This is a genomic window from Fodinibius salsisoli (assembly GCF_026229185.1).
Lineage (GTDB): Bacteria > Bacteroidota > Rhodothermia > Balneolales > Balneolaceae > Fodinibius > Fodinibius salsisoli.
The window spans coordinates 16,204-42,429 of sequence record NZ_JAGGJA010000007.1 but is presented as its reverse complement, the minus strand read 5'-3'; the positions used below and the strand labels follow the sequence as shown (position 1 = coordinate 42,429).

The 26,226-nt window shown below is 44.0% G+C and carries 21 protein-coding genes; 10 read left to right on the top strand and 11 right to left on the bottom strand.

Features of this window, described 5'->3' with window-relative positions; genetic code table 11:
- Positions 1-4: 4 nt before the first annotated feature.
- From dnaA to J6I44_RS11370, 3 genes are all read right to left on the bottom strand, one after another.
- Positions 5-1,456, bottom strand: a complete 1,452-nt coding sequence (dnaA, locus tag J6I44_RS11380; RefSeq protein WP_265766252.1) for a chromosomal replication initiator protein DnaA — start codon at positions 1,454-1,456, stop codon at positions 5-7.
- A 398-nt stretch (positions 1,457-1,854) separates the two neighbouring features.
- Complete coding sequence (prmC, locus tag J6I44_RS11375; RefSeq protein ID WP_265766251.1) at positions 1,855-2,721, bottom strand: peptide chain release factor N(5)-glutamine methyltransferase; 867 nt, start codon at positions 2,719-2,721, stop codon at positions 1,855-1,857.
- 15 nt (positions 2,722-2,736) lie between these two features.
- The gene (locus J6I44_RS11370; protein WP_265766250.1) at positions 2,737-3,129 is read right to left on the bottom strand and encodes a hypothetical protein; all 393 of its coding nucleotides are present in this window, start codon (positions 3,127-3,129) and stop codon (positions 2,737-2,739) included.
- A 199-nt stretch (positions 3,130-3,328) separates the two neighbouring features.
- Here J6I44_RS11370 and J6I44_RS11365 point away from each other — a divergent pair, with 199 nt between their 5' ends.
- From J6I44_RS11365 to J6I44_RS11345, 5 genes are all read left to right on the top strand, one after another.
- On the top strand, positions 3,329-4,144 hold the full coding sequence (locus J6I44_RS11365) for a hypothetical protein (protein WP_265766249.1): 816 nt from the start codon (positions 3,329-3,331) through the stop codon (positions 4,142-4,144).
- A gap of 250 nt (positions 4,145-4,394) precedes the next feature.
- On the top strand, positions 4,395-5,681 hold the full coding sequence (gene eno, locus J6I44_RS11360; protein ID WP_265766247.1) for a phosphopyruvate hydratase: 1,287 nt from the start codon (positions 4,395-4,397) through the stop codon (positions 5,679-5,681).
- 90 nt (positions 5,682-5,771) lie between these two features.
- Positions 5,772-6,905 carry a DNA replication/repair protein RecF gene (recF, locus tag J6I44_RS11355; RefSeq protein WP_265766246.1) on the top strand — a complete coding sequence of 378 codons (1,134 nt, stop codon included), beginning with the start codon at positions 5,772-5,774 and terminating at the stop codon, positions 6,903-6,905.
- A 13-nt stretch (positions 6,906-6,918) separates the two neighbouring features.
- Positions 6,919-7,221 (top strand): DciA family protein, encoded by a 303-nt coding sequence (locus tag J6I44_RS11350; RefSeq protein ID WP_265766245.1) that lies wholly within the window; start codon positions 6,919-6,921, stop codon positions 7,219-7,221.
- Between the two features lie 51 nt (positions 7,222-7,272).
- Positions 7,273-8,280 (top strand): CdaR family protein, encoded by a 1,008-nt coding sequence (locus J6I44_RS11345; protein ID WP_265766244.1) that lies wholly within the window; start codon positions 7,273-7,275, stop codon positions 8,278-8,280.
- An 85-nt stretch (positions 8,281-8,365) separates the two neighbouring features.
- Here J6I44_RS11345 and J6I44_RS11340 read toward each other — a convergent pair whose 3' ends face one another.
- From J6I44_RS11340 to rplM, 8 genes are all read right to left on the bottom strand, one after another.
- Positions 8,366-9,610: a 4-hydroxy-3-methylbut-2-enyl diphosphate reductase gene (locus J6I44_RS11340; RefSeq protein WP_265766243.1), complete on the bottom strand. Its 1,245-nt coding sequence runs from the start codon at positions 9,608-9,610 to the stop codon at positions 8,366-8,368.
- 220 nt (positions 9,611-9,830) lie between these two features.
- Positions 9,831-13,352: a chromosome segregation protein SMC gene (smc, locus tag J6I44_RS11335; RefSeq protein WP_265766242.1), complete on the bottom strand. Its 3,522-nt coding sequence runs from the start codon at positions 13,350-13,352 to the stop codon at positions 9,831-9,833.
- Positions 13,353-13,430: 78 nt separating this feature from the next.
- Positions 13,431-14,000 carry a ribosome recycling factor gene (frr, locus tag J6I44_RS11330; protein WP_265766241.1) on the bottom strand — a complete coding sequence of 190 codons (570 nt, stop codon included), beginning with the start codon at positions 13,998-14,000 and terminating at the stop codon, positions 13,431-13,433.
- Between the two features lie 68 nt (positions 14,001-14,068).
- Entirely contained in the window at positions 14,069-14,794 is a 726-nt protein-coding gene (pyrH, locus tag J6I44_RS11325) for a UMP kinase (RefSeq protein WP_265766240.1), read from the bottom strand.
- A 130-nt stretch (positions 14,795-14,924) separates the two neighbouring features.
- Positions 14,925-15,758 (bottom strand): translation elongation factor Ts, encoded by an 834-nt coding sequence (tsf, locus tag J6I44_RS11320; RefSeq protein ID WP_265766239.1) that lies wholly within the window; start codon positions 15,756-15,758, stop codon positions 14,925-14,927.
- A gap of 45 nt (positions 15,759-15,803) precedes the next feature.
- Positions 15,804-16,640: a 30S ribosomal protein S2 gene (gene rpsB, locus J6I44_RS11315; RefSeq protein ID WP_265766238.1), complete on the bottom strand. Its 837-nt coding sequence runs from the start codon at positions 16,638-16,640 to the stop codon at positions 15,804-15,806.
- Between the two features lie 159 nt (positions 16,641-16,799).
- Positions 16,800-17,186: a 30S ribosomal protein S9 gene (gene rpsI, locus J6I44_RS11310; RefSeq protein ID WP_265766237.1), complete on the bottom strand. Its 387-nt coding sequence runs from the start codon at positions 17,184-17,186 to the stop codon at positions 16,800-16,802.
- 6 nt (positions 17,187-17,192) lie between these two features.
- On the bottom strand, positions 17,193-17,636 hold the full coding sequence (rplM, locus tag J6I44_RS11305) for a 50S ribosomal protein L13 (protein ID WP_265766236.1): 444 nt from the start codon (positions 17,634-17,636) through the stop codon (positions 17,193-17,195).
- Positions 17,637-17,939: 303 nt separating this feature from the next.
- Between rplM and J6I44_RS11300 the strand changes: the two genes are divergently transcribed.
- The 5 genes from J6I44_RS11300 to J6I44_RS11280 all read left to right on the top strand — a co-directional run bounded on the left by J6I44_RS11300 (position 17,940) and on the right by J6I44_RS11280 (position 26,226).
- Positions 17,940-20,192 (top strand): TonB-dependent receptor, encoded by a 2,253-nt coding sequence (locus J6I44_RS11300; protein WP_265766235.1) that lies wholly within the window; start codon positions 17,940-17,942, stop codon positions 20,190-20,192.
- A gap of 12 nt (positions 20,193-20,204) precedes the next feature.
- A complete protein-coding gene (locus J6I44_RS11295) occupies positions 20,205-21,083 on the top strand; it encodes a DUF4249 domain-containing protein (RefSeq protein WP_265766234.1) in 879 nt (292 codons plus the stop codon).
- A gap of 54 nt (positions 21,084-21,137) precedes the next feature.
- A complete protein-coding gene (locus tag J6I44_RS11290; protein WP_265766233.1) occupies positions 21,138-22,025 on the top strand; it encodes a hypothetical protein in 888 nt (295 codons plus the stop codon).
- Between the two features lie 120 nt (positions 22,026-22,145).
- Positions 22,146-24,863 (top strand): aconitate hydratase AcnA, encoded by a 2,718-nt coding sequence (gene acnA, locus J6I44_RS11285; protein ID WP_265766232.1) that lies wholly within the window; start codon positions 22,146-22,148, stop codon positions 24,861-24,863.
- A gap of 193 nt (positions 24,864-25,056) precedes the next feature.
- The gene (locus J6I44_RS11280; protein ID WP_265766231.1) at positions 25,057-26,226 is read left to right on the top strand and encodes a histidine kinase dimerization/phosphoacceptor domain -containing protein; all 1,170 of its coding nucleotides are present in this window, start codon (positions 25,057-25,059) and stop codon (positions 26,224-26,226) included.

The window sequence follows — 26,226 nt, the reverse complement described above, 5'->3', positions numbered from 1 at the left end:
GGGCTTACAGCGTGGCCATTTCTATTTTTTGATACAACTCATCAACCATCCGTTTCTGTTTGGCAGTCGTCTGCATACGCTCTTCTACAGTGGAAATAGCATGGATGACGGTAGAGTGATCTCGCCCACCAAAGTGCAAGCCAATCGTTTTGAGGCTGGAGTCGGTAAATTGCTTGGATAAATACATCGCAATTTGTCGAGCTTCTACAATTTCCTGCTTGCGTGTCTTTTCACGCACCTTATTGGTATCGATTTCAAAGTAATCGCAAACGTAGTTTTGGATCTGCTCAATAGAGACCGTGGTATGCGATTCTTTGATCATATCCCTGAGCACTTGCTTCGCCATTTGAGGTTCAATCTCATCCACATGCTGCAGCGAGGCAAAAGCCAGAAGCTTGATGATTGCGCCTTCCAGATCGCGTACATTCGATTTAAAGTTATGTGCGATAAATTCAAGCACTTCGTGCGAAAGCTCAATGCCATTGTCATTGGCCTTGCGCTCCAGAATAGCATATCGCGTTTCATACTCGGGAATTTGAAGGTCAGCACTGAGCCCCCACCCAAAGCGAGAAATGAGTCGTTCTTCAATGTCGGGTATCTCACGGGGGGCGCGGTCACTACTCAGGATAATTTGTTTACCATCCTGGTGTAAAGCATTAAAAATATGAAAAAATTCTTCCTGGGTCTTCTCCTTGCCGCTAAAAAACTGGATGTCATCGACAATAAGGACATCAATTTGCCGGTAAAACATCGTAAATTCGCTGGCCCGGTTGTTCCGGATGGCCTGAACAAATTCATTCGTAAAACTTTCCGAGGATATATATAGAACAGCTAACTCATCCCCATGTTCCTGTTTGGCTTTATTGCCAATACTTTGGATCAGGTGCGTCTTTCCCAGTCCCGTACCCCCATAAATGAAAAAAGGGTTAAAGGAGTTGCTACCCGGATTCTCGGCAATAGCCATAGCCGCAGAACGAGCAAGTCGGTTACAATCTCCTTCTATGTATCGTTCAAATACATAGTTACTGTTAAGGTTCGAATCAATTTTAGTCTTCTGGATGCCCGGTATAACAAAAGGGTTTTCAATCTTTCCCGGACTGTATTCGGAATAACCGCTCATATCTTGGTTCTGATTATTGTCGGGCGGTGTCGGGCGCTGTGGAAGGTTGACTGATCGGTTGTCGGTTTCATTATCAGATTTTTCAAGAACAACCGAGTATTCAAGCTTTCCATCTTTTCCTAATACCTTCGCAAGTGTTGACCGCAACATCCCATAATAATGTTCTTCCAGCCATTCATACCAAAATTGACTGGGTACCTGAATGGTAAGTGTATTATCCTCAAGCTTAACGGGATCAATGGGTTCAAACCATGACTTATATTTTTGATAGCTGATATTATCCTGAATGATTTCCAGACACTGCTCCCAAGCAGCTTCGGCAGAAAGCGTATTCAACGGTCTGTGACCTCCTATTTCTTAATGAGTTAATGTGCTAATAGGCCTGTAAGTTATCCACACTATCTGGGTGCTGTCACTAATTAGGCTGGAATGAAGATGGCAATTTCGCGGACAGATGTCAAAAAAATGTCGCCCAGTAATTCAAAAGTTATCCACATTACTCTAAACACTGTAATTAACTGCGAGGCATGAGGTTAGTATTTTTCTACCTTTTCTATCAAAAAGTGCTTGACAGTACATAATACTGCGCTAACAATGATTTTACCTTTTTCTAACACGCAGATAACCTTGTAAAAAAAGTTTTCAACAAGTTATCCACACATAATTGTTGATTGTTTCGGGCTCTTTATATTTGGCCGTTAGCAGGAATGTACGCCCCCACTATTTAAGGCCATTTAGGTGGGACGAGCAATTAAAAATCGTTCTTTTTGATCGTAGTCTTTTTGTAGGGTGGTTCTCCAAGTAGATTGGTCAAAAAGCTGCTGAATTTGCTGCGCATAGCGCTCATGCAGTTCAAGGTAGAGTACTCCCTTGGGCGAGAGGTGTTCTTGCGAAAATTGGATAATTTGTCCGTATAGCTTGTTCATGTCTTCAGTGAACAGCGCACCCCTCGGTTCGTAGTTTCGAACCTGGGGTTCAAGGGTCTCCTTTTCTTCCGGAGTAATGTAGGGAGGGTTGGAAACGATGATATGAAGTTGAGAGGGAGAGGCGATGGATTCCGGACTTAAAATATCTCCCTTCTGGAAATTAATCTCAGCATCATTTTGTGCCGCATTTTGTCGGGCGGTATCCAAGGCATCTTCAGATATGTCAATGCCTGATACCTGCCACGATGGCCGTTCTATTTTAAGCGCAATGGGGATGCAGCCCGAGCCTGTACCAATATCCAGCACCGAAAGCTCTTTTTGTTTCTCCTGATGGTCCTCCAGGATGATTTCTACCAGTTGTTCGGTTTCAATGCGAGGGATAAGGACATCAGGATTTACAGAGATGCGGGCATTCATGAAGTCCGAGTAGCCGATTATATACTGCAAGGGCTCGTGATCGGCCCTACGTTTTACCAAAGGGCGTAGCTCATCAAGCTCGGCAGGGGAGAGTGGACGATCGAATTTTAAATACAGATCCAAACGTTTAATATTGAGTATCTCGGCTAATAGCCATTCAATACTATGCCGGGGATCTGGTATATTTTTTTCTTCAAAATAATCGGTGGCCCATTCCAGCATGGAAAGGACCGTCCATTCCTTAACCTTTTGTCCCATACGTAAAAATAGGGCTTATTCAGACTCCTCTTCCGGTGTCTGTTCCTCTTCTTTCTGAACGGTAAGTCCGAAGCGTTTGGCAAAGTCGAGAATAAAGTCGGTTACTTCATCATCGATCGTTCGTTTTTCTTCATCCAGAGAACTGCCGCGAAAGCCCATGCGTCCACCGGTTTTTTTAAGCTCAAAGCGATTTTGTTTGCCGGTGAACTCAATAACACAGGTGAGTGTGACACTGGCATTAATCTGTTTTTCATACTCCTCAAAAACCGCAACATGAACCTCGTCGCTGTTATCAGAAGATTCATATTGATAATAATATTTGGGCTCAATAGTATTAAAAAGTTGTGTCGGCATTCTTTTTAGTGTGCCGGCAGGCCCGAAAACAAGATACTTGCTTACAGAACTCATAATATGTTATACTTCGGTTGCTTAATTACCTAACTTCTAAACAGCCTGAATAAACGCCTTTCTGAATCCATAATCAAATTTAGTGCGTATAAATAACTGAAATATATAAGCAATTTTTAAATATCTTACAATTTATTGAGATTTTAATTGTTAACTGGTAAAGTATAGTAGCGTTGATTGTTAAAAGAGGTCTATGATTATGAAAATTCTCGGAGATAAATATTGTTGGGCTGCGTTGGTACTGGTATTAACAGTAGGTGCTTTTACAAATCAAGCACAGGCACAGCTGGAGGAGCCGGAGGTTGTTGAAAGTCCGGAACCAAAAACTCCTCTGACGGAAGGATATGGTTCCGAAATTGGATTTGATATCATGCTGAATAATTTTGGATTTGGTGTAGGGGGACATTTCAATAAAGTACTGAGTGACTACACAGAATTTACCTTCAAGACCGGCATTACCGGTTTACGTGATGTGAGCGAACAGACCTACCAAAGTTTCTTTACGGGCAATCGCACCATCCCCAATAAATATAAACGTGCGTTTGGGTTTCCTTTTTTGTTTGGATTAGAGCAACGTATCTTTGCGAATAAAATCCAAGACAGCTTTCGGGTTTATGTAGGTGCTGCCGCCGGACCAGCCATGGCCTTTACCTATCCTTATGTGGATGACAGTAATGAAAATGGACTTCGGGACTTTGTGATTCAAGATGGATTTTTATTTCCCAATGAACAGATCAATGATTTCTTTACCGGCTGGAGTGAGGGAAGCACCGAGTGGGGATACGCGGGAGAGATTAAGATTGGAGCTGATATTGGGAGTTCTTTTGGAACGCGCACCAAAGTAGAATTTGGTTATTTCTTTTACTATTTCGATCCGGGCCTGCAAATTATGGAGCCTCGGCGAGCCGTATCCTATAATGAGTCAGGTACTGTTGCAGAAACTGAACCGTTCTTCGATGCCCAAAAATATTTCGGAACTCCTCAAATTAAGTTTAGTTTCGGCGGTATGTGGTAGTAGTGAGTTTTGAGTGGCTATCTTCCTATTTCTGCCAGAGTTTTGTTTAAATATTACGTATTTCGTAGTGCGTATTAACTTGCTCTTTACGGAATACGCAGTACGAACCAAATTTTGAGCCTCTGAACTCTAACTATCCATCTTGGATCCGGTATCAGGCATCTTGCACTCCTTCCTTTTTCTCCTTTATCCATAGGTAAAAACCTTGTACCTTTACCATCAATTTCACCGGAAATTAACATAAAGGAGTATGAGTTTAATAGACGAAATTATTGCACGTCAAATTATTGATTCCCGTGGCAACCCTACGGTCGAAGTCGATGTTGTTTTGAGGAATGGAGTGATGGGGCGAGCAGCTGTTCCTTCAGGAGCCTCAACCGGAGAGCACGAGGCCGTTGAGCTGCGCGATTCAGATTCTGATGCTTACCTGGGCAAGGGTGTTTCCCAAGCCGTTAGTAATGTCAATACCATTATTAATGATGAGCTGGGAGGTTTTGAGGTCTTTAATCAGGTAGAAGTTGATAACACGCTTTTGGAAATCGATGGTACCGAGAACAAGGGAAATTTGGGGGCGAACGCTATTCTGGGCGTTTCGCTTGCCGCAGCTGATGCCGCTGCAAATGCACTGAATATTCCATTATGGAAATATATTGGCGGAGTGAATGCCAAAATGCTGCCACTGCCGATGATGAATATTATCAACGGGGGATCGCATGCCGATAACAATGTTGATCTGCAGGAATTTATGATTATGCCCAATGGCGCAGAAACCTTTTCTGAAGCGGTGCGCATGGGTTCCGAAATATTTCATAACCTGAAGAGCGTACTGGCTTCAAAGAATTATAATACCGCGGTTGGCGATGAAGGAGGTTTTGCTCCTGACCTGGATTCCAACGAAGAGGCCGTAGAGGTCATTCTGCAAGCTATTGAAAAAGCGGGCTATGTACCCGAAGAAGAAGTGGTTATTGCGCTTGATCCTGCTACAGCTGAATTCTATAATGCCGAAAAGGAAGTGTATGAATTTCGCTGGAGCGATGGTAGTGAACGTACCAATGAGGAGATGGTAGAATTCTGGAGCAACTGGGTGGACCAGTATCCTATTGTATCTATTGAAGACGCCCTCGATGAAAATGACTGGGACGGCTGGGAAAAGCTGACGGATGCTATTGGCGATCGGGTGCAGTTGGTTGGTGATGACCTGTTCGTGACCAACACTGAACGACTGGCCAAGGGTATTCAGCAGGGCGTGGCTAACTCGATCCTGATCAAAGTCAACCAGATCGGAACCCTTACCGAATCATTGGATGCTATTGAGATGGCCCACAAGAATGGTTATACGGCTGTCATCTCGCATCGATCTGGTGAAACTGAAGATACAACTATTGCTGATTTGGCCGTTGCGACCAACGCGGGACAAATTAAAACAGGCTCTATGAGTCGTACAGACCGTATTGCCAAATATAACCAGCTGTTGCGTATTGAAGAGCAACTGGGAGACAACGCCATCTTTATGGGCGGTGATGTATTTGGTCTCTAATTAATTAACTATTAGCATTTATGAGGCAGGTTGAAAACGACCTGCCTCATATTTCTTTAGCATATCCGGAAGGGTGGGTAATGTTGTTGGATGCGTATCACAAACTTACAGCTCCAAAATTTTCGAAATCATCTTGAGACCAATATCGATTGGGCTCCACGGATGAATGTCATTATCGGCCAGAATGGGGCCGGTAAAACCAACCTTATTGATGCCATCCACTACCTGTGCATGAGCCGCAGTTTTGTCTCAAACAGTGATCGTTATGTGGTGAGTTACGATGCACCCTATTTTACGATCAAGGGACACTTTGAGGGGAACATACGCTCCAGTTTTGATGTCAGCTGTTCCTATTCGCGTGGAGAAGGGAAGAAAATATTTGTCAACGAAAGTCCGTTGGATCGTCTATCCGATTTGATCGGTATGGTACCGGTCGTTGTCTTAGCACCGAGCGATAAAAAGTTAACCAGCGAAGGGCCCAAGCAGCGCAGATCGTTTATTGATTCCTTCATCAGCCAAATTTCTCCTCGGTATTTACAAGATCTTATTGACTTTCGAAAAGTGAGGAAACAGCGTAATAAGTTGCTTAAGGAGTTTCGTGGCAGCCGAAAAGTGTTGGAAGCTTACCTGGAACCCTGGAACGTTCAGCTGGTGGAATATGGCTCGCGTATTGTAGCCAAGCGCACTGAAGTACTCAATCAGTTTCAGGATTATTTAGCCCGTGAATATGAAGTGATCTCGGGTATGGAACATGAGCCGCACCTTAAATATGAAACGTTTTGTGAGCCTTCCGAAGATGAGCAGATTATTCGCGAGCGGTACGAGGCTAAGCTGGAGCAGAAAGGAGATCACGAAATAGAGCGGGAGCTAACGCTTGTCGGGCCGCATCGCGATGAGATTGTATTCTACCTGGATGATTTTGAAATTCGAAAATTTGGCTCCCAGGGCCAGCATCGTCTTTTTGCACTGGCTTTAAAATTAGCTCAACTTTTATATTTTTCGGAAGAGCTTGATGATTTGCCTATATTTCTACTGGATGACGTGTTTGGCGACCTTGATGCCCAGCGGACGGAGGTGTTGCTGAATGCCCTCATTGAGCATGCGGGGCAGACCTTTGTAACGGCCGCTCATCCAATTCCTTTTGGGGAATATATCTCATTCGATGGGCAGAATAATCGGAAGTATGAAGTTGAGCAGGGAGAAATAACATTAATTAGCAAATAATAGGTGAGTAATAGTGGGTAGATACCGTTCAAATAGTCCCAAGCCATTAAAAGAAGCGCTCAAGGATTTCCTCGATGACTTCCCCCATCGCAAGAGGTTGAAACGAGGTATGGTTTTATCTATCTGGGAACAGACTGTCGGCAAACGTATTGCTGATGAAACAGATAATATTCACTTTGAATATGGGAATTTGGTCGTGCATGTAAAAAATCCGGCCTGGCGGCATGAAATCCATATGAAACGTTTTAGTATCGCCAAGAAGCTGAATGACCGTATAGACGAAAAGATCATTAAAGAGATTGTAGTTCGTTCCTAATACTATTGCAAAGCGAACAGATGCAGAGTATATTGGCAGCACAAGCTTTTCATGAGAATCAAATTCATGCTGGAACAATTTAAGCATAAAGCACTGGACCTATGGGATCGTCTCATCCAGAAATCCAATGAGGATGAGATCGCTGATATGGGGCGTGAGCGTATTGTCGTTTTTATAGTGGCTTTTATATTGGCCGTGTGCCTCTGGTTTATGGTTAACTTAAATCGGATGTACAACCTCAATATTGATGTGCCTATCCAGGGGGGAGCAGTCCCCGAGGACCAGGCCCTTGCCCGGGAACTGCCAGAGACGGCATCAGTGAGCGTAACAGGAGAGGGATGGAAATTGCTCAGCTTTTATAATAATCCGCCTTTGATTAATGTGGATGTTACAGCCTCGCAGGTAAACCTCTATGAGCAGGTTCAGGGACAAGTAAAAGCGGTATCGGATGTGAATGTAAGTAAGGTGCAGCCCCTGATGCTAACGCTCGATCTGGAGCCGCGTATATCAAAAAAGGTTCCCATAAGACCCGTGCTGGATGTCTCTTTCGAAGGACAGTACGGTTTTATTGGGAAGCCTGATCTTCAGCCGGATAGTGTAACCATCAGCGGGGCAAGATCATTGATTGACAGTATTACTACATGGCCAACCGATTCATTGACGATGAACGGGGTAGCTGGTGATATTTCACAATTGGTGCAATTAAGAACCAGTAAATTAATTAGCCTCTCACAACAGGAAATTGAATTTACAGGTACTGTTTCGCAGTTTACAGAAGGAGAGACAAGCGTTCCGGTCAACACTCGAAACCTTCCGGCCGGCCGAAGTATTAGCTATAGCCCTTCCTCCATTACCGTTATATTTGATGTGCCGATCAGCGAATATGCTAATATCGAAGGCAAGAAACTATTCAGATCCTACCTCGATTATCAACAGATAGAAACCGATTCTACGGGCTATGTCAAGCCGAATATTGAGCAGGTTTCCGGGAATAGCCATGTCAAAATACGTTCCTTTAAACCTCAGCAAGTGGCCTACTTTTTAGTGTTGGATGAGTGAGGGAAGACCTAAGAAGACAGTGTGTGAGGTTTTGCAATAAATATCTTGACACGGAGACTCCAAACCCCTCAGCTTAACCTGTAAGCTAATCGAGCTTTTGCTCAAAAGGCTGAATAACGTCCTCCAAGGAGCGATCGGTGTTAAAGTAGGAGAGTATCTTCAGGATTACCTCGTCTACCAACACATCCGGGCAGGAAGCCCCCGAAGTAATGACAATATCGACGGGCTCTTCGTTGGATATGGGTAGCCAGTCCGAAGTCCCTTTCATCTCCTTATCCCACTGATCAAAATGATGGATCAGGGCAGGCCCGTCCATCTCCTCCGCATCTCGGACGTGATAAGTTGGGAAGGCATGCTCCAGAATTTCTACCAGGTGCATGGTATTCGAAGAGTTATAGCCGCCGACGACGATGGATAGGTCGGCATCGATATCGGCCAGGGCAAGCGTGGCCGACTGATTTTCATTGGTAGCGTAACAGAGCGTATCGGAAGTATCTGCAAAATGATCAAGAATATCAGACTTGCCGTATTTCTGGATCGCAGCCTTTTTAAGAATATTCATTACTTCTTCGGTCTCGGTAGCCAACATAGTCGTCTGATTAATAACCCCAAAGTGTTTCAAATCTTCATGAGGGTCGAAGCCATCGGTACTCTTATGGCCAAAATACTTTTCAAAATCAGATTTTGGGCGATCGCCGGTGAGAATATCAGCCAAAATATGCGCCTCCTCAGGATTCAGCAGTACCACGCATGGCGAGTGGTCGGCACTGTGAGAAAAGGTGGCACGCGTCTCTTCATGCCGGTGCTTGCCATGAATGACCAGCGAATAGCCCTTTTTACCCAGCTGGGTGCCCCGTTTCCACACCTTTTCTACAAATGGGCAGGTCGTATTGTACTCATAGGGATCGATCCCCTGTTGCTTAAGCTTTTCCTGGATCTCCAGAGTGGTTCCAAAGGCGGGTACAATTACGATATCATCTTCATCCAACGACTCGATAGGGATAAGCTCGGTGCCATCGGTCTCAAACAGGAACTGCACGCCCCGGTCAAGCAGGTCTTCATTGACCGTTGGGTTGTGGATCATTTCGCTTAACAGGTAAATATCCTTATCCCGATGAGTAGCTACCGTATCATAGGCGATATCAATCGCATTTTCGACGCCGTAACAGAATCCAAAGTGGCGGGGCACATAAAAACGTACCGGACCAAAATCGAGCACGCTGGGATCCAGATCTTTCTTCCGGGGATCCATGACCTTGTTGGCCTCTTTCACCTTGCGAATGATTGGTGAATGATAAATTTCAGGGATATTAAATTGTTTACGACCCATGAATTGGTTCCAAGTTATTGGTTATTAGCGTTCTGTTCCGAGGGAGCTTTGGCTCTCGTAATAGAAAATAAGGAGCAGAACTCCTTCTAAACGTATAATGTTACGACTTTGATCCTCAAATATACGAAGATTGGCGCGAAACATCAGGGGCAAGAGGATCATTGCTTTCGAAGAAGAAAATTCCTAATTCACCACTCCCAATTCTTAATTCCATCAATCCCTACGCTTCAGCTACTTCATCCAGTCTAACTCCAACCAGACGACTGATACCTGTTTCGGGCATCGTAACGCCATACATCATCTCAGCTTTCCCCATCGTCTTCTTGTTGTGCGTAATGATGATGAACTGTGTCTCTTCGCTGAAATTACGGATCATATCCGCAAAACGCTCGATATTGGCGTCATCAAGCGGTGCATCGACCTCATCCAACACACAGAAAGGCGAAGGCTTTACAAGGTAGATTGCGAAGAGCAGGGCAATGGCTGTGAGCGTTTTTTCACCGCCGGAAAGCTGGTTAATGGTAGAAGGACGCTTTCCTTTGGGGTTGGCTTTGATTTCGATCTGGGCATCCAGCGGATCTTCAGCCTCTTTATCAATGACTAAGTCGCAATAATCATCATCATTAAAAAGAGTGTGGAAGACCTTTTTAAAGTTTTCCCGAATCTTTTTGAAGGTATCGTTAAACCGATCGGTAGCCGTTTTATTAATTTCTTCGATTGTCTGCTGAAGCTCTTCTGAAGCCAGCTGAAGATCGGTAATCTGCTCCTCGTAAAAATCCAGTCGTTCTTTTTCTTCTTCGTATTCTTCGATAGCGAGGGGATTAACATCCCCAATTTTTTTAAGCCGCTGCTTTAACCAAGCAATGCGTTTTTTGGCTTCATCAGGCTCCATATCTTCGGGCAGCACCTCATCCACTTGGTCCATCAGCACGCCATACGTCTCCCAGATATGGTCAGATAGGTTTTCAATCTGCATCTCGAACTTCTCTTTAGCCATCGCCAGGTGGTGCACCAGCTCCATATTCACTTCCTTGCGTCGGCGGACTTCCTTCAGCTCTTTTTCAATTTCATTAATGCGTCCCCGTTGCTTACCGGAAGCTTCTTCGGCTTGTTCGAGTTTTTTGTCAGCTTCGCGCTTCTGTTCCTTCAGGGTCTCCAGCTGATCTTCGAGCTGCTCAATAGAAGAGGCATATTTTTTGATTCGTTTTTTGGCTTCTTCCGTCTTCTCAGATCGCAGTTTGAGCCGTTGCTTCAGATTTTTGATGCCCTCTTGTGCCCGGCGGATATCACGTTCATGATTTTCTACTTTATTTTTCAGATCCTGATGCTTGAGCTGTGCATCATTATAGCGGGCTTGTGCGATTGATCGTTCTTCTTCCAGGTCTTCCAGCGCCTTTTTCTTTTCTTTTTGCTGTTTATGAAGATCCTTTAGCTTTTGCTGGAGCTTCTTTTGTTCAGGCTGCAACTGATCAAGCTCATCGCGGGCGGAGTCTTCATTGCCGATTAGTCCATCTCGACGATTATTTAGCTCACCAATATTTTTTTCATAAATCTGGATCTTCGAGTCAAAGTCGTTAATCTTGTTTTCAATAGAGCGTACTTGCTGCTCTTTTTCCTTAAGTTCCGCTTCGATTTCTTGCAGCTTAATATTTTCATACTGCTCTTGAACCTTCTTCAGGGTAGAGGTCGAATCCTGGATATCGGAAGTAAGCTTATCTTTCTTACGGCTAAGTTTTTCAATCTTATCTTTAAGTCCAACCCGGATACCGGCATTTTTGCCTTTGCTGCCGCTTTGCAGAAATTGGCGGCTTGTGATGACTTCGCCATCGAGGGTAACGCCGGTGTTGCGGCTGCCGGAGATAGTTTCCCAGGCTTCCTCGGCGGAATCAAAAATAAGCACATTGCCCAAGAGGAGCGTTTTAAGAGCTTTAAATTTTTGATCCGCGTCAACCTCCCTAGCCATGGAGCCAGGCTCCTCAGAATAAGATTTCGACAGCCTGTCGAGCGGGATAAAAGTCGCTTGGCCCTTGTCATGTTCCTTGAGAAGTTGAGCAGCTTCACGCGCCTCTTCCAGGGTTTCCACGACAACAAAGTTTAGGGCCTCACCTAAAACAGCTTCGAGCGCTACGGCATGTTTTTGATCGGTCGAAAAAAGATTGGATACCACATCCAGGAGTGGGAAATCATCGCTGTATTCTTCCAGTAAAAATTGCACACTGGATGGGAAAGCCTCATTTGAATCGGCAATATCCTGGAGCAGGGCAATCTCCGATTCTACAGAATCAAGGTTACTTTGCTGGCTCCGGATCTGATCTTTTAAGGTATCCTGCCGATCACTGAGCTCTTCACGTTTCTCGCGTGCCTGCTCCAGCTTCTGTTGCTGTTCATCACGGGCCGCAATAGCTTCATCCAGTTTTTTAGACTGCAGCTTCTTTTCGCCCCGGAAGTTGGCAATTTCATCTTCAAGGTCTTCAATCTCTTCCCGAATACGAATGAGATCACCTTCGGTATTCTCTAACCGCGACTCGATCTTAATGCGCTTGGTCTGGAGGTCATTGAGCTGGTTGTTGGTTCTTGAAAACTCCGTTTCCAGTTTGTTTAGCTTTTCTCGGTCAGTGGAGTACTCCTGCTGAATTTCACTATATCGCTCTTTGGATTCGGAGAGATTTTTTTCAGCTTTGTTGAGATTTGAATCGAAGGAATCGAGCTTGGTTTGACTGCTTTTAAAAGCTTCGCGAAGATCCTTTAGATCCTGCTCACTCTGTTCAATATCTTTCTCATATTGCTCAATGACTCCTTCTTCATTGCTGATTTTTTCCCGGGTAATACGCAAGTTGGTTTCACTATCCCGGATTTTAGAATGCAGCTGGCTCACCCGCCGTTGTGCTTCTGACTGTTCTCGCTCCTTTTCGGTTAGTGCTTCGCGAGCCGACTCTTCTTCCTGCTCCAGCTTTTTAGCCTTCGAAAGAATTTCTTTCTTTTCTTTATCTGCATTCTCGATGCGCTCTTTAAGCGGCTTTAACTCTTCCTGGATACTGGCAAACTCATGCTTATTGAGAGCCTTGTCGAGCTGCTCTAACTCTTTGTTATATTTTTTGGCCTTCCGGGCTTTTTCGGCCTGCTTTTCCAGTGACTTGGTTTTTTTTTGGACTTCCACCAGGATGTCTTCCACCCGCTGCAGATCTTTCTGGGTATCTGCCAGCTTACGGAACGTTTTTTTCCGTTTCTCCTTGTAGCGGGTAATCCCGGCAGCCTCCTCAAAGAGTTTACGCCGATCATTGTTTTTATCGTTTAGAATTTCTTCTACCATTTTGAGCTCAATAACCGAATAGGCATCAGAGCTCATCCCGGTATCCATAAAAAGCTCAGTAATATCCTTTAAGCGACAAGTGGTGCCATTGATCAGATATTCGCTTTCGCCGGACCGATAAAGACGACGGGAGATGGTGACCTCATTGTACTCGGTTGGTAGTAATCCTTTATTATTGACAAGCGTGAGTGATACCTCCGCCATACCCAAGGCATTTTTCTTGGCAGTACCATTGAAGATCACGTTCGACATACTGGAAGAGCGTAACAGGGTAGGGCGCTGCTCACCCAGTACCCACCGCATGGCATCCACAATATTTGATTTGCCACAGCCATTAGGTCCAACGATAGCCGTAATACCTTTGTCAAAAGAGACATCAGTATTATAAGCAAAGCTTTTAAATCCCTGGAGTTCCAGCTCAGATATATACATTTAAAAAGGCCTGTTAGATGTTATTTGCTATTGGTGAACTGTGCTGCTAATACCAATAACTAATAAACCAATAACCTATTACACCGTCATTATTTCTTCTTCTTTCTTTGCTAACAGTGTAGATACGGTGTCGGTATGTTTATCAGTAATAGCCTGAACCTCTTCTTCTGCCTCATATTTTGAATCTTCGGGCAAAGACTCTTGCTCAACGGTTTTCTTGATCTCTTCATTAGCATCCCGTCGATAATTGCGGATAGAAATACGAGTGTCTTCGGCAATTTCTTTAATGCGTTTTACCAGCTCTTTGCGGCGTTCCTCCGATAAAATAGGTAGGGGAATTCGAATGATATTACCATCATTATTTGGATTTAATCCCAGTCCGGCAGACATGATGGCCTTTTCGATATCTTCCAGGGCCGACTTATCAAAAGGCTGAACAGTTAATAGGCGAGCCTCAGGAGCGCTTACGTTGGCCAGCTGGTTAAGAGGGGTCATTGAACCATAATAGTCGACTTTAATGCCATCCAGCAGTGCCGGCTGTGCTTTGCCTGCCCGCACGTGAGAGAGTTCTTTTTTATAATATCTGATGGCTTCATCCATCTGTTTCTTGGTTTCTTCAAGAATGCTCTGCAGCTCTGGTGGTATCATAATAATGGGCTCTCGTTTTTTTAATCGTTAATAGTGGCTAACTTGCAATCAAAATGAATTTAAGAAATCTAAGAATCTTCCCAAACTACTGTAGAACCGATTTCATTATCACCTTTTAATACTTTTTTAAGGTTGCCAATGATGTTCATATTAAAGACAATGATGGGCGTTTCATTTTCACGACAGAGGGTAAAGGCGGTAAGATCCATGATAGAAAGCCGGCGGTCGAGCACTTCTTCACCGGTAATGGTCTGGAATTTTTCAGCATCCGGATTTTTCTCCGGATCGGAATCAAAAATACCATCGACACGCGTTCCTTTGAGGATAACATCAGCTTCAATTTCGATAGCGCGAAGAGAGGCCGCCGTATCGGTGGTAAAATAGGGATTACCGGTACCGGCTCCGAAAATTACCACTCGTCCCTTTTCCAGATGCCGTATAGCTCGCCGGCGGATATAGGGCTCTGCAATTTCTTCCATTCGAATGGCTGACATCAACCGGGTATGCACTCCTTTACGTTCAAGTGCATCCTGCAGGGCCATACTGTTAATCATGGTTGCGAGCATCCCCATGTAATCGCCTTGCACGCGATCCATACCCTCGGTGGCCCCTTTGACTCCACGAAAAATATTTCCACCACCTACTACAACAGAAACTTCATAACCTTCGTCGTGAGCAGATTTAATTTCATTTGCATACTGGGTTAGTATATCGCCATCAATACCATGCCCTTGTTCTCCTAACAGTGCTTCACCACTTAGCTTAAGTAAAATCCGATTATAACTTTTTGCCACTATAGTATGATCTGATTTATGTCTATTGGTATTATATTGGTTTACGACTGGTGCCGATCAATATTTGAAATCTCTTAAGCATAAAAAAAAGGCTACCGAAATGGTAGCCTTTTTTTGAGAATCAAAAAGATTAGGAGTCTTCGCCAAGTTGAAGCCGATGGAAGGACTTCACCAAAGGAGTGCTTTGTTCTTTTAGATACTCCTCAACAGAGAGACTGTTGTCTTTGACGAATTTCTGCTGCAATAAGACGCGTTCTTCATAAAAGCGTCGTAACTTCCCCTGGGCAGCTTTTTCAGCAATTTCTTCAGGTTTGCCTTCGTTCAGAAGTTGCTCTTTCGCTATTTCAAGCTCTTGCTCAACAACTGAACTGTCGACATCATCCTTAGTTACAGCAATAGGATTCATAGCAGCTACTTGCATAGCCACATCTTTACCGATCTCTTCGTCGTTAACTTCGCCTTCAAATTCGACGAGTACACCCAACTGGTTACCAGGATGGATGTATGAGATGTAATGACCTCCGGAATTGGCGAACACAATGCGACCGATTTTGATTTTTTCACCAATCTTGCTGACCATGTCCTTCAGGTGGTCCGCAACTGTCAGATCGTCCAGCTTTTCTTCAAGAAGTTCATCAACAGACTGAATTTTATTTTCAAAAACAATGTCGAGAAACTGTTTTGCTCTGTTCTGGAAATCTTCATTACGGGCTACGAAATCGGTCTCACAGTTGATTTCAAGTGCTGCCGCCTCGCTACCATCATCGCTAACGCGAGTAACAATAAGGCCTTGATTGGCTTCACGATCAGCTCTCTTCTCAGAAAGTTTTTGACCTTGTTTACGAAGAATTTCAATCGCTTTATCAAAATCTCCATCTGCTTCCTGAAGGGCCTTTTTACAATCCATCATGCCGGCCCCTGTTTGTTCGCGCAGTTCTTTTACATCTTTTGCAGAAATGCTCATATCGAGTTACGCTGGTTAATTTTTGTGTTGATAGTTTAAATTCTGTTATTCCTCTTCGTTAGAAGATTCTTGGGACTTCCGCTTACGGCGAGAGCGACGTTTGCCAGTGGCTTTCGTCTGTGTCTTGACCTCTTCTTCAGCTTTTTTGGCATCTTGGGCTGCTTGCTGAAGTAGCTCTTCTTCATTTTGAGCCTCACGTTCGGCATTGCCTTCAATAATGGCATCGGCAATGCTTGAAGCAATAAGCTGAATGGTTCGTGCGGAGTCATCATTGCATGGTACAATGTAATCCGGAATATCGGGATCACTATTGGTGTCAACCATGGCAACAATCGGGATATTTAATTTAACTGCTTCGTTGACGGCAATATCTTCCTTAATAGTGTCAACGATGAATACTGCACCCGGCAGATGCCCCATATTGGCAATTCCACCTAAGGTTTGTTCCAGTTTTTCATGTTCCCGTTCGAGCATCAACGCTTCTTTCTTTGTTAATTCATCGAACGTGCCGTCTTCACTCATCCGGTCGATTTCTTCCATGCGCGAAATACTTTTCTTAACCGTGGAAAAGTTTGTGAGCATTCCGCCTAACCAGCGATGGGTAATAAAAGGCATACCGCATCGGATAGCTTCCGTTTTGATAATATCCTGCGCCTGTTTCTTGGTACCTACAAACAGGATGGTTTTACCGGCCCGGGAAAGCTTGGTAACTTCATCAAGGGCTTCCTGGAAGAATTTTTGGGTCTTTTTAAGGTCGATGATGTGAATCCCATTGCGTTCCATGAAGATATATTCCTTCATTTTGGGATTCCACCGGCGGGTAAGGTGACCGAAATGGGCGCCGGATTTCAAAAGTTTTTCTAAATCAGGTGTAGTTGGCATAGGTTAAGTAATTTATGTTTGAGTTAATCCTCTACACAGGTCGCCCCCGGCGCTAATCCCATCCCGAATATTATCGGGATAGAACACTCGGCGCTCTGAGTCGCTGCGTATGTGTGATTGAATTCGTGTGTTGGAAAAGAAAGTAAGTGGCGCGGTATATTAACGCTTGGAGAACTGGAATTTCTTACGAGCACCAGGTTGTCCGTACTTCTTACGCTCAACCATACGGTCATCACGAGTAAGAAGGTCGTTTGATTTTAAGACATCATGCCACTCTTCGTTGTGATCGTCGAGGGCACGGGCCAGTGCGTGTTGGATGGCACCGGATTGGCCGGTAATGCCACCGCCGCGAACGGTTACTTTAATGTCAAACTGCTCTTCAGATTCTGTGACTTCAAGAGGCAGGGAAGCTACATTCTGATGTGCTTTCGTGCAGAAGTAGTCTTCCAATGATTTTTTGTTGACGATAAAGTTTCCAGAGCCCGGTTGAATATACAGACGCGCTGTAGAAGTCTTTCTTCTTCCGATGAAATTTTTCTGTGCCATGCTTAATTAAAGCTCAATTTTTTCTGGTTGTTGTGCTTCTTGTTCATGAACCGGACCAGCATACACCCGAAGATTTGTCATCAGCTTATTAGAAAGCTTATTCTTGGGTAGCATTCCTTTTACTGCATTGGTAACAAGGAATGTCGGGTCTTTGTCCAGCATATCTTCAGCCGAAGTAAACCGTTCACCACCAGGATATCCGGTATATCGGAAATATTCCTTCTGTTGCCACTTTTTGCCAGAGAGTGAAATTTTGCTGGCATTAATGACAACAACATTGTCACCGGTATCCATATGGGGAGTAAATTCAGGCTTATGTTTCCCTCTCAGGTAAGTTGCAACTTTAGTAGCAACACGTCCAAGAGCGTGTCCTTCGGCATCAACAAGAACCCATTTCTTATCGATATCACTCGCTTTAGCAGAGTAGGTCTTGTAACTATTAGTATCCACGGTTAAAAGTTGTTTAAAAATTGCTTTTGTATGAAGTCCCGCAAAATAGGCTTATTTAAATCCATTTGCAATGATAAATTTTTATAGAAACACGCTTCTAGAAGACAATTACATACAAGCTTATAAAAAGTATGCTTTTACAAAGAGGTAAAAGCACATCCCGAGGTGTTAGGATCTGTGTAAGTCTAACATTATCATGCGATTTCTAAGTCTGCAGCTGTAATGAACATTTTATACATTCTTAGTTGTAAGTAAGGGTAGAAAATCACAAGATTTAAACTATTAAAGAATAAAAGAGTTGTGATGGATTATAAAAAAGTTTTGTGTGGGGTGTTTTTATGTTGCGTGTTTATACCCATTCTCAGGGCACAAGAGGTTCAGGTACATGGCATCATTAGTGATCGCCAAACAGGAAATAGCCTTGAGATGGCAAATATTATTTTGAAACAGTTGGAAGGCAAAACGCTGACAACGGGTACCACAACGGATACCAATGGTTTGTACGAAATGGGTGGGTTAACACCTGGAACATACCTTTTTACCGTTCGATATGTCGGTTATGAAACCTATACGGATACCCTTCGGCTTGCAAGTAATCGTAGCTACTTAAAAAACATACGTCTGAACCGTTGGAATGAAAGTTTAGATGAAGTAACAGTTTCGGGTGTTCAGGAAAATGTAGAAGTCGGCAAAGTAAGCATTCGGCCAGAAGATTTGGGACGTATCCCAAGCCCTGCCGCCAGTGGAGACTTGGCCAGCTATTTACAAACACAGCCGGGAGTAGTTGCTACCGGAGATCGGGGGGGACAGCTATTTATAAGAGGAGGGACACCCACCGAAAATTTGGTTCTGGTGGATGGGGTCCAGATTTATCAACCTTTCCACATCTTAGGCTTCTTTTCGATCTTTCCGGAAGAGGTGGTCTCAAAAGTTGATTTATATGCGGGAGGGTTTGGCGCTGAGTATCATGGCCGCACGTCTTCAGTAATGGATATACAGCTCAAAAATGGCAACCTATATGACTATAAATGGTCGGCCTCCATAAGCCCGTTTGTATCAGATGTCTTTTTTGAAACTCCCGTTAAAGAGGGGAAAAGCTCGCTGATGATCTCCATGAAAGGATCATTAATTGAGGAGTCCAGTCAGCTGTATTTGGATGAGAAGCAGCCTCTTCGCTTTAATAGTCAACTTGCGAAATACAGTAGTGTAGGGGAAAATGTAAATTGTTCAGCGCTTTTAATGCGGACTTATGACAGGGGCAGGCTTGACTTTGAAGGGGATGAGTTTTTTAAGTGGAATAATGTAGTAGCCGGCGGGCGCTGTGCCGGGGTCTCCGAAGAGTCGTCTGTATCTTTTTTCGATTTGAATGTGGGATTTTCATATTTTTCAAATGAGGCTGGGAGTGCGGATACACGTGGGCGTTTTTCCAATATTTTCAAGTCTGATGTTGATATCAGCCTAGTGCAGAACCTTGGGGAGGTCAGGTTGGACTATGGGTTCTATACTGATTTTAGAAACCTCCATCATGATATGTCCAGTCGATTTAGAGCCACGGAAGAAAAAAAGAGAACATTTTTAAGTACAGGTTTGTATGTCAAAGCGACTATCCCCTTTGGAAATAAGGTATCTATTGTGCCGGGTGTTTCTGCAAGCTCCTACCTTGGTAAGGTAAAAGCTGGTATAGAACCCAGGTTCCAAATGTCATGGCGCCCAAGGGGTAAAGTTAACGAAGAGGTTAACGTTGCTCTTGGAATTTATCATCAGCCATTGGTTGGTATTTCCGATTTCCGCGATGCTGGAACGGCTTTTACAGCATGGAGGATTATGCCCGATCAAGAACGAAGGATGGGAGCTAAACATGCTATTTTAGGTTGGCATCAACCAATAGGGCGCTATTTTGATTTTTCTGTTGAAGGATACTATAAGCAGATGGATAATATTCCGGTGGCAGCCTGGAGTACGGTTGCTCAATCCCAAACGGAGCTTGCGTATGCCAAAGGTTCGTCCATGGGCACGGATATACGGTTGGACTTTGACAGCCAAAACGTTTATTTCGGCGTAGGCTATGGGTATGCACTGACAGAATATGAAACTGCACAGGACCATTTTAGTACATGGTTTGGGACCCCGGTCCAAAGTTATAACCCTCCCCATGATCGGCGACACAAGCTTAATGTAAAGGGCGGCTTTGACTATAAAGGGTTTACGGCCAATGTAAGTTGGATCTATGGTTCCGGTTTACCCTTCACTCGTCCTCTGGGATTTGACAGTTATTTTAGTTTCGAGGAACGTCCACCAGAAATTAGAGATGATTACGGAGATCCAAGAATACTCATGGAAAAACCTTTTCAGGGTCGGTTGCCAGAGTTTCATCGACTTGATGTTTCGCTGGAACAGGCCATTAAAGTATCCGATGATTTTATAACGCGATTGCAGATTGGCGCGGTCAATGCGTATGACAAGCGCAACTTGTTTTTCTACGATGTCTACAAACAGCAGGGTATTAATCAGCTTTCGTTTATGCCTTATGTCTCTTTAAAAATAGAATCAATGTGATGGAGGAAGGGTATGAATAGCAAGGAGGGATTTTTGGCAATATTAATGATAGGCTTTCTGATCCCAATTGCAGGGTGTGAAAGTAACTTTGAACCCTTGCAGGAAAATGACCAGTATGCCTATTCGGTTTATGGTACGCTGGATGTATATGCAGATACCCAATGGGTGCGGGTGACCCCCATCCATGATACATTCATTTCATCTAAAGTCGATTCTAACAATACTAAAGTCACTTTAACCCAGACAAGTACCGGTAAGACCGTTCAGCTAAACGATTCCCTTTTTGTCTTTGGCGGAGATGCTTACGTTTGGAATTATTGGACGACAGAAGAGATCCATCCCAAGGAAGAATATGTGATAGAGGCAGAGGGCGCTAACGGTCTTTATAGTAGCGCTCAGCTTACCGTTCCGGATTCGTTGTCGTTGCCTTTGGTAAAGTATTCTGTTGAGGAGAATAGAGGGGAGATCAAGGGATCAAGTGGTAGTCCCTTGGTAAGGATGGATATCAAATATTCTATACAGATAATTACAGAGGTCGGAACCCTTACCGAGGAGCTTGAAGTCGTTTCTTCTCTTCTCGAAGAAATAAACAGAACTTCGGATGGAGTTTATCTTGCTGAGTTTGATGGAGAAGAATTGATTTTAGACGAAATAGGCCACAATAAAAGGTATCAAATAAATAAAAGAGAACTGTATGTAGCCACGGGCAGCGAAAGCTGGCTCTCCCTTACTGATTTAAGCGAAGAAGAAATTATGTCTCCTGGTGTTGGTTCAAATATCGAAATGGGAGTAGGGCATGTGGCTGGGATGGCTCAGCGGAAAGGGTTTTTGAGAAGTTGTTATGATGATAGGGGGGATCTGATTTTTTGTGAAGTGCTGACCAAAGAGTAAGCTAATAGTGGTCGTAACGTTTCTTAAGTAGAATCAAATATTATGATGAATGGTATGAGCAGAATAGATGGACTGTTGGCAATATTAATGATAGGCTTTCTGATACAGATTGCAGGGTGTGAAAGCAATTTCGACCCCTTGCAGGAAAATGATCAATATACCTATTCAATATATGGCACGCTGGATGTCCATGCAGACACACAGTGGGTTAGGGTGATGCCCATTCATGGAAAGCTCATCCCATCAAAGCCTGATTCCAATAATACAGAGGTGACGTTAACACGCAAAAGCACTGGGAAGACCCTTCAGCTTAACGACTCTCTTTTTGTCTTTGGCGGAGATGCTTACGTTTGGAATTATTGGACGACAGAAAAAATATATCCCAAGGAAGAGTATATTGTTGAAGCAGTGGGAGCAGAGGGGCAAAAAAGTAGTGTTACGGTAACAACCCCATCAAAGTTACCTTTACCTTTAGTTACGTATTCCGAGGAGGGCGGAGAGGTAAAGGTTAACGGATCGACCTCGGAACCGCTGGTGATGGCAGATGTTGTTTTTCATGTGCAAGAAATTCGTGAATTTCTCGGTGATTTAGGGCCCGAAGTAAAAGTGAGTATCTCATATCTGGATATTTTATATGAAGATCCCAATAGTGAAGACTTTCGGTTGATATTTAATGAAAGAAGCGCAATCGCAGGTGAAACAGGCTATGATGCTTTTATAATTAACAAAAGAGAGCTGCATATAGCGGCAGGCAGTAACGATTGGCCGGACCTTACCGATCTAAGTGAGCAAGAAATGCAGTTGCCGGATGTTGTATCCAACATAGAGAATGGAACCGGGGTTGTAGCAGGAATAGCAAAAAGGGAAGTGCCCATCAAAAATTGTTATGATGCGCAGGATAACTTGATGCCCTGCGAAGAAGCGAAGGGAAAGGAAGAATAAAGGTTGGCAAATTTATCGGCAAGAAAGAAGATATTCTGTAAAATAAGTGATAACTTTGCGCAAACTAAATAAAGGATTCGAAGAATTTTATAACGGATTAACCTAAATACTTCAGAACCGATGAGTAATCAGAGCAAATTTAAAAGTACAAAAACCGAATTTGATACCGGTTCCGGAAAAGCTCACCTATACAGCTTAAAAAAGCTGGAAGAGCACGGATTTGACAATATTAACAAGCTTCCTTTTACCATTCGTATTTTGTTGGAGGCAGTGCTCCGTGAGCATGACGGTTTTATTATTACTGATAAAGATATTGAGCTGCTGGCCAATTATGATGCCAAAAATCCTGAGGGAGAAATACCGTACAAACCATCGCGTGTGGTTTTGCAAGACTTTACAGGTGTGCCCGCCGTTGTTGACCTGGCAGCCCTGCGATCCGCGATGAAACGGATGGGCGGAAATGCTACAGCTATTAATCCGCAGGTGCCGGTCGATTTGGTGATTGATCACTCCGTTCAGGTTGATGAGTTTGGCCAGGAATACGCGTTCATGCATAACGTTGAACGCGAGTTTGAACGCAATCGCGAGCGTTATGAATTCTTGAAATGGGGGCAGAAAGCCTTTGATAACTTTCGCGTGGTACCTCCAGGACGGGGTATTGTACACCAGGTAAACCTTGAGTATTTGGCACAAGGTGTTTTTACCCGTGATGAAGAAGATGGGTCTACTGTTGCTTTCCCTGATACGCTCGTTGGTACCGACTCTCACACTACGATGATTAACGGTCTCGGTATTTTAGGCTGGGGCGTTGGCGGTATCGAAGCCGAAGCTGCAATGTTGGGGCAACCTATCCACATGCTGGTTCCGGAAGTGGTAGGAATGAAGTTGACCGGAAAGCTGCGTGAAGGAATTACAGCTACCGACCTTACGCTGACCGTCACACAGATGTTGCGTCGCCACGGAGTAGTGGGCAAGTTTGTAGAATTCTATGGAGACGGCCTGCAGAATATGAGTCTCCCAGACCGTGCAACCATCGCTAATATGGCACCGGAATATGGGGCTACGATGGGCTTCTTCCCCATGGATAGCGAGTCTATGCGTTACTTACGCCGTACGGGGCGTGATGAAGAGCAAGTACAGCTCATTGAGAATTATATGCGTGCCCAGGGACTCTTCCATAAGCAAGATACTCCCGATCCGGAATATACGGATACCTTGGAGCTCGACTTGGGAGACGTTGAAACTTCTTTGGCCGGTCCAAAGCTGCCGCACGATCGTATTACGCTGCCGAATATGAAGAAGACTTTCGAGAGCAGCCTTACCAGTAATGATCCCACTATGGGCTTCAATCTGGAGCAAGAAAAGCTGGCAAACAAAGGAATTTATAAGAACGGCCAGGAAATTGAGATGAAGCATGGCGATGTAGTCATTGCTGCCATCACTTCTTGTACCAACACCTCGAACCCAAGCGTTATGCTGGGGGCGGGAATTGTTGCAAAGAAGGCACTCGAAAAAGGATTGAAAGTGCCTGCTTATGTCAAGACATCTCTGGCACCGGGCTCGCGTGTAGTTACCGATTACCTAGAAGAAGCAGGGCTGACCGAATACATGGATCAGCTGGGCTTTAACCTGGTCGGCTATGGATGTACAACTTGTATTGGAAATTCAGGACCTCTGCCGGAAGCTGTAGAGACCGCCGTTAAAGAAGGCGACCTGATTGTAGCTGGCGTGCTCTCAGGGAATCGTAACTTTGAGGGACGAATTCACCCTTGGGTAAAAGCCAACTACCTGGCATCGCCCCCACTGGTTGTAGCTTATGCCTTGGCTGGTACCGTTGATATTGATCTGGAACATGAGCCTCTTGGCAAGGATGAAGACGGCAATGAGGTGTATCTGAAAGACATCTGGCCTACATCCGAAGAAATCACTGAGCATCTGGACAGCGCTATTCGTCCAGAGCTGTTTGATAAGCAGTATGGAGATATTTTCAAATCCGAAGAGTGGGATGCTATTCCCGTCGGCGGAGGCGAGCTCTATGAATGGAAAGATGAATCGACCTACATTCAGGAGCCTCCCTTCTTTATGGATATGGGAGAAGAACCGGATCCAATTACATCAATTAATGGGGCGCGGGCACTCGTGAAGGTTGGTGACTCTATCACAACCGACCATATTTCTCCAGCAGGTAATATTGGCGTAGATACCCCCGCTGGAAAGTACTTGATTGAGCATGGCGTTGAGACCAGAGATTTTAACTCTTATGGTTCACGTCGCGGTAATGACCGGGTGATGACACGAGGAACATTCGCTAATGTTCGGTTTAAGAACCAATTAGCACCGGGCACGGAAGGTGGATTTACCAAGTATTTCCCGGATGATGAAGTGACAACCATTTTTGATGCCGCTACCAAATACGAAGAAGATGGTACACCATTGGTTGCTCTGGCCGGCACACAATATGGTACAGGTTCTTCCAGAGACTGGGCAGCAAAAGGAACGATACTACTTGGTGTCGAAGCCGTTATTGCCACGTCATATGAGCGTATCCACCGCTCCAACCTTGTAGGAATGGGGGTTCTTCCACTCCAGTTCAAGGAAGGCGAATCCGCAGATGAATTAGGTCTGGATGGCTCTGAAACATTTGATATAGAGGTATCAGATGATTTACAGCCACGAGATTTAGTACCCGTTACGGCAACCAAAGAAAATGGCGAGACCATTTCTTTTGAAGCAGTATGTCGTATCGATACTCCTGTCGAAATTGATTACTATCGCAACGGCGGGATCTTGCATTATGTGCTGCGTGATTACCACAAAGCTGATAAAGCCCAAAAATAAACGTAGCAGAAGATTAGATAACACTATTCGAAAGGCTCGACCGAGAGGTCGGGCCTTTTTTATTTTTGCACAGAATATTATAAATTGCTAATAATCTTTTCGGGGCTTTAAAAATACCTCAAAAAAGTAGTTATTTGTGTTGAGGTCAAGAGATAAAAAAATAAAGTAATAATAACTGAGAGGGGAATCAGTTATGTTTGAGTTAGAGCAAAAAGAAGATACACAAGGTATATCTACGGAGGCGAGTGAAAGCGAACGGATGGAAATCCTTGTCAAAAGGATGAATAAAATCAGTCGCTGCGAAACCATTGCTTCTGTTGTTGATGAAAGTATTAAAACAGTAAAGTCAATTGTAACTGCTGAATTTGCGAATCTGATATTAATCGATCGCAATAAAGGAGTGTTTAGGTCACCACCTTTGTCGAAGATAAAAAAAGATGGTGAGATTGGTCTATCATGGTCAAAACAGAAGGCTCTTGCAGAAAAAGTATTGGCTACGGGAAAACCATTCACGTTCGATAAGGATGTTCAAGCCTCTTTTCTGGTAAAAGAGATAGACGAGAAAATCCAGCAAGCAATATGTTTGCCATTAAAAAGTGGCAAGGGTAATATCGTCGGGATATTGCAGGTAGTAAGTCTTCGCGAGAGCAATGCATTAAATGAAGAATCTATTAGACTTGTAAAACTGCTTGCCCAACATGTTGCCTGTGTTATCGAAAGTATTGAACAAGCTAATGAATTAGAATCCAGGCTCCGGGAAGATGAGTTATTGATGACAGAAATTCATCATCGGTTAAAAAATAACCTTTCCACTATTACTTCACTTATAGAAGTAGACCTTTCAGAAATTAGCGACCAGAATGCTATTGATACATTACAGCGGACAAGTTCACGTATACAATCCATTACCCAGGTACATAGCTTGCTTTATCAGCTTGGCACTAAGAAAAGTGTGGATTTAGCCAATTATTTTCGCAATCTGACTCACAAGATTATAGATACATTTTCGAATAATGAAGAAACGATATGTATCTCCATCGAAGCCGATGACATCCAGGAGATAGAGGCAGATAAGGCTATGACCTGTGGTCTCATCATGAATGAGCTTATTTTAAATGCTTACAAGCACGCCTTTAGTTCTATGCAGCAGGGAGAGATAAAAATTCTTATTTCTGAAGACCAGGAAGAAAATATTGAAATTGTTGTCTCAGATAATGGGAAAGGAATCGGAAATAACTTTGCTATAGGTAAGGAGGATTCTATAGGGTGCTGGGTTATAAAAGCGTTAGCCGATCGGCTTGAGGGCTCCATCAACGTGAGTACAGAAAACGGAACACGATATTCGTTGCGGTTTAGTCGTTGA

Bases quoted from the DNA above. Each gene is read 5' to 3' on its own strand.
- J6I44_RS11295 (WP_265766234.1), top strand. From the start codon at position 20,205: ATGAATAGCAAGGAGGGATTTTTGGCAATATTAATGATAGGCTTTCTG.
- J6I44_RS11300 (WP_265766235.1), top strand. From the start codon at position 17,940: ATGGATTATAAAAAAGTTTTGTGTGGGGTGTTTTTATGTTGCGTGTTT.
- J6I44_RS11345 (WP_265766244.1), top strand. From the start codon at position 7,273: ATGAGAATCAAATTCATGCTGGAACAATTTAAGCATAAAGCACTGGAC.
- rpsI (WP_265766237.1), bottom strand. From the start codon at position 17,186: ATGGCACAGAAAAATTTCATCGGAAGAAGAAAGACTTCTACAGCGCGT.
- prmC (WP_265766251.1), bottom strand. From the start codon at position 2,721: ATGGGACAAAAGGTTAAGGAATGGACGGTCCTTTCCATGCTGGAATGG.
- J6I44_RS11365 (WP_265766249.1), top strand. From the start codon at position 3,329: ATGAAAATTCTCGGAGATAAATATTGTTGGGCTGCGTTGGTACTGGTA.
- smc (WP_265766242.1), bottom strand. From the start codon at position 13,352: ATGTATATATCTGAGCTGGAACTCCAGGGATTTAAAAGCTTTGCTTAT.
- rpsB (WP_265766238.1), bottom strand. From the start codon at position 16,640: ATGCCAACTACACCTGATTTAGAAAAACTTTTGAAATCCGGCGCCCAT.
- J6I44_RS11280 (WP_265766231.1), top strand. From the start codon at position 25,057: ATGTTTGAGTTAGAGCAAAAAGAAGATACACAAGGTATATCTACGGAG.
- recF (WP_265766246.1), top strand. From the start codon at position 5,772: ATGCGTATCACAAACTTACAGCTCCAAAATTTTCGAAATCATCTTGAG.
- frr (WP_265766241.1), bottom strand. From the start codon at position 14,000: ATGATACCACCAGAGCTGCAGAGCATTCTTGAAGAAACCAAGAAACAG.
- tsf (WP_265766239.1), bottom strand. From the start codon at position 15,758: ATGAGCATTTCTGCAAAAGATGTAAAAGAACTGCGCGAACAAACAGGG.
- J6I44_RS11290 (WP_265766233.1), top strand. From the start codon at position 21,138: ATGAGCAGAATAGATGGACTGTTGGCAATATTAATGATAGGCTTTCTG.
- eno (WP_265766247.1), top strand. From the start codon at position 4,395: ATGAGTTTAATAGACGAAATTATTGCACGTCAAATTATTGATTCCCGT.
- acnA (WP_265766232.1), top strand. From the start codon at position 22,146: ATGAGTAATCAGAGCAAATTTAAAAGTACAAAAACCGAATTTGATACC.
- J6I44_RS11340 (WP_265766243.1), bottom strand. From the start codon at position 9,610: ATGGGTCGTAAACAATTTAATATCCCTGAAATTTATCATTCACCAATC.
- J6I44_RS11370 (WP_265766250.1), bottom strand. From the start codon at position 3,129: ATGAGTTCTGTAAGCAAGTATCTTGTTTTCGGGCCTGCCGGCACACTA.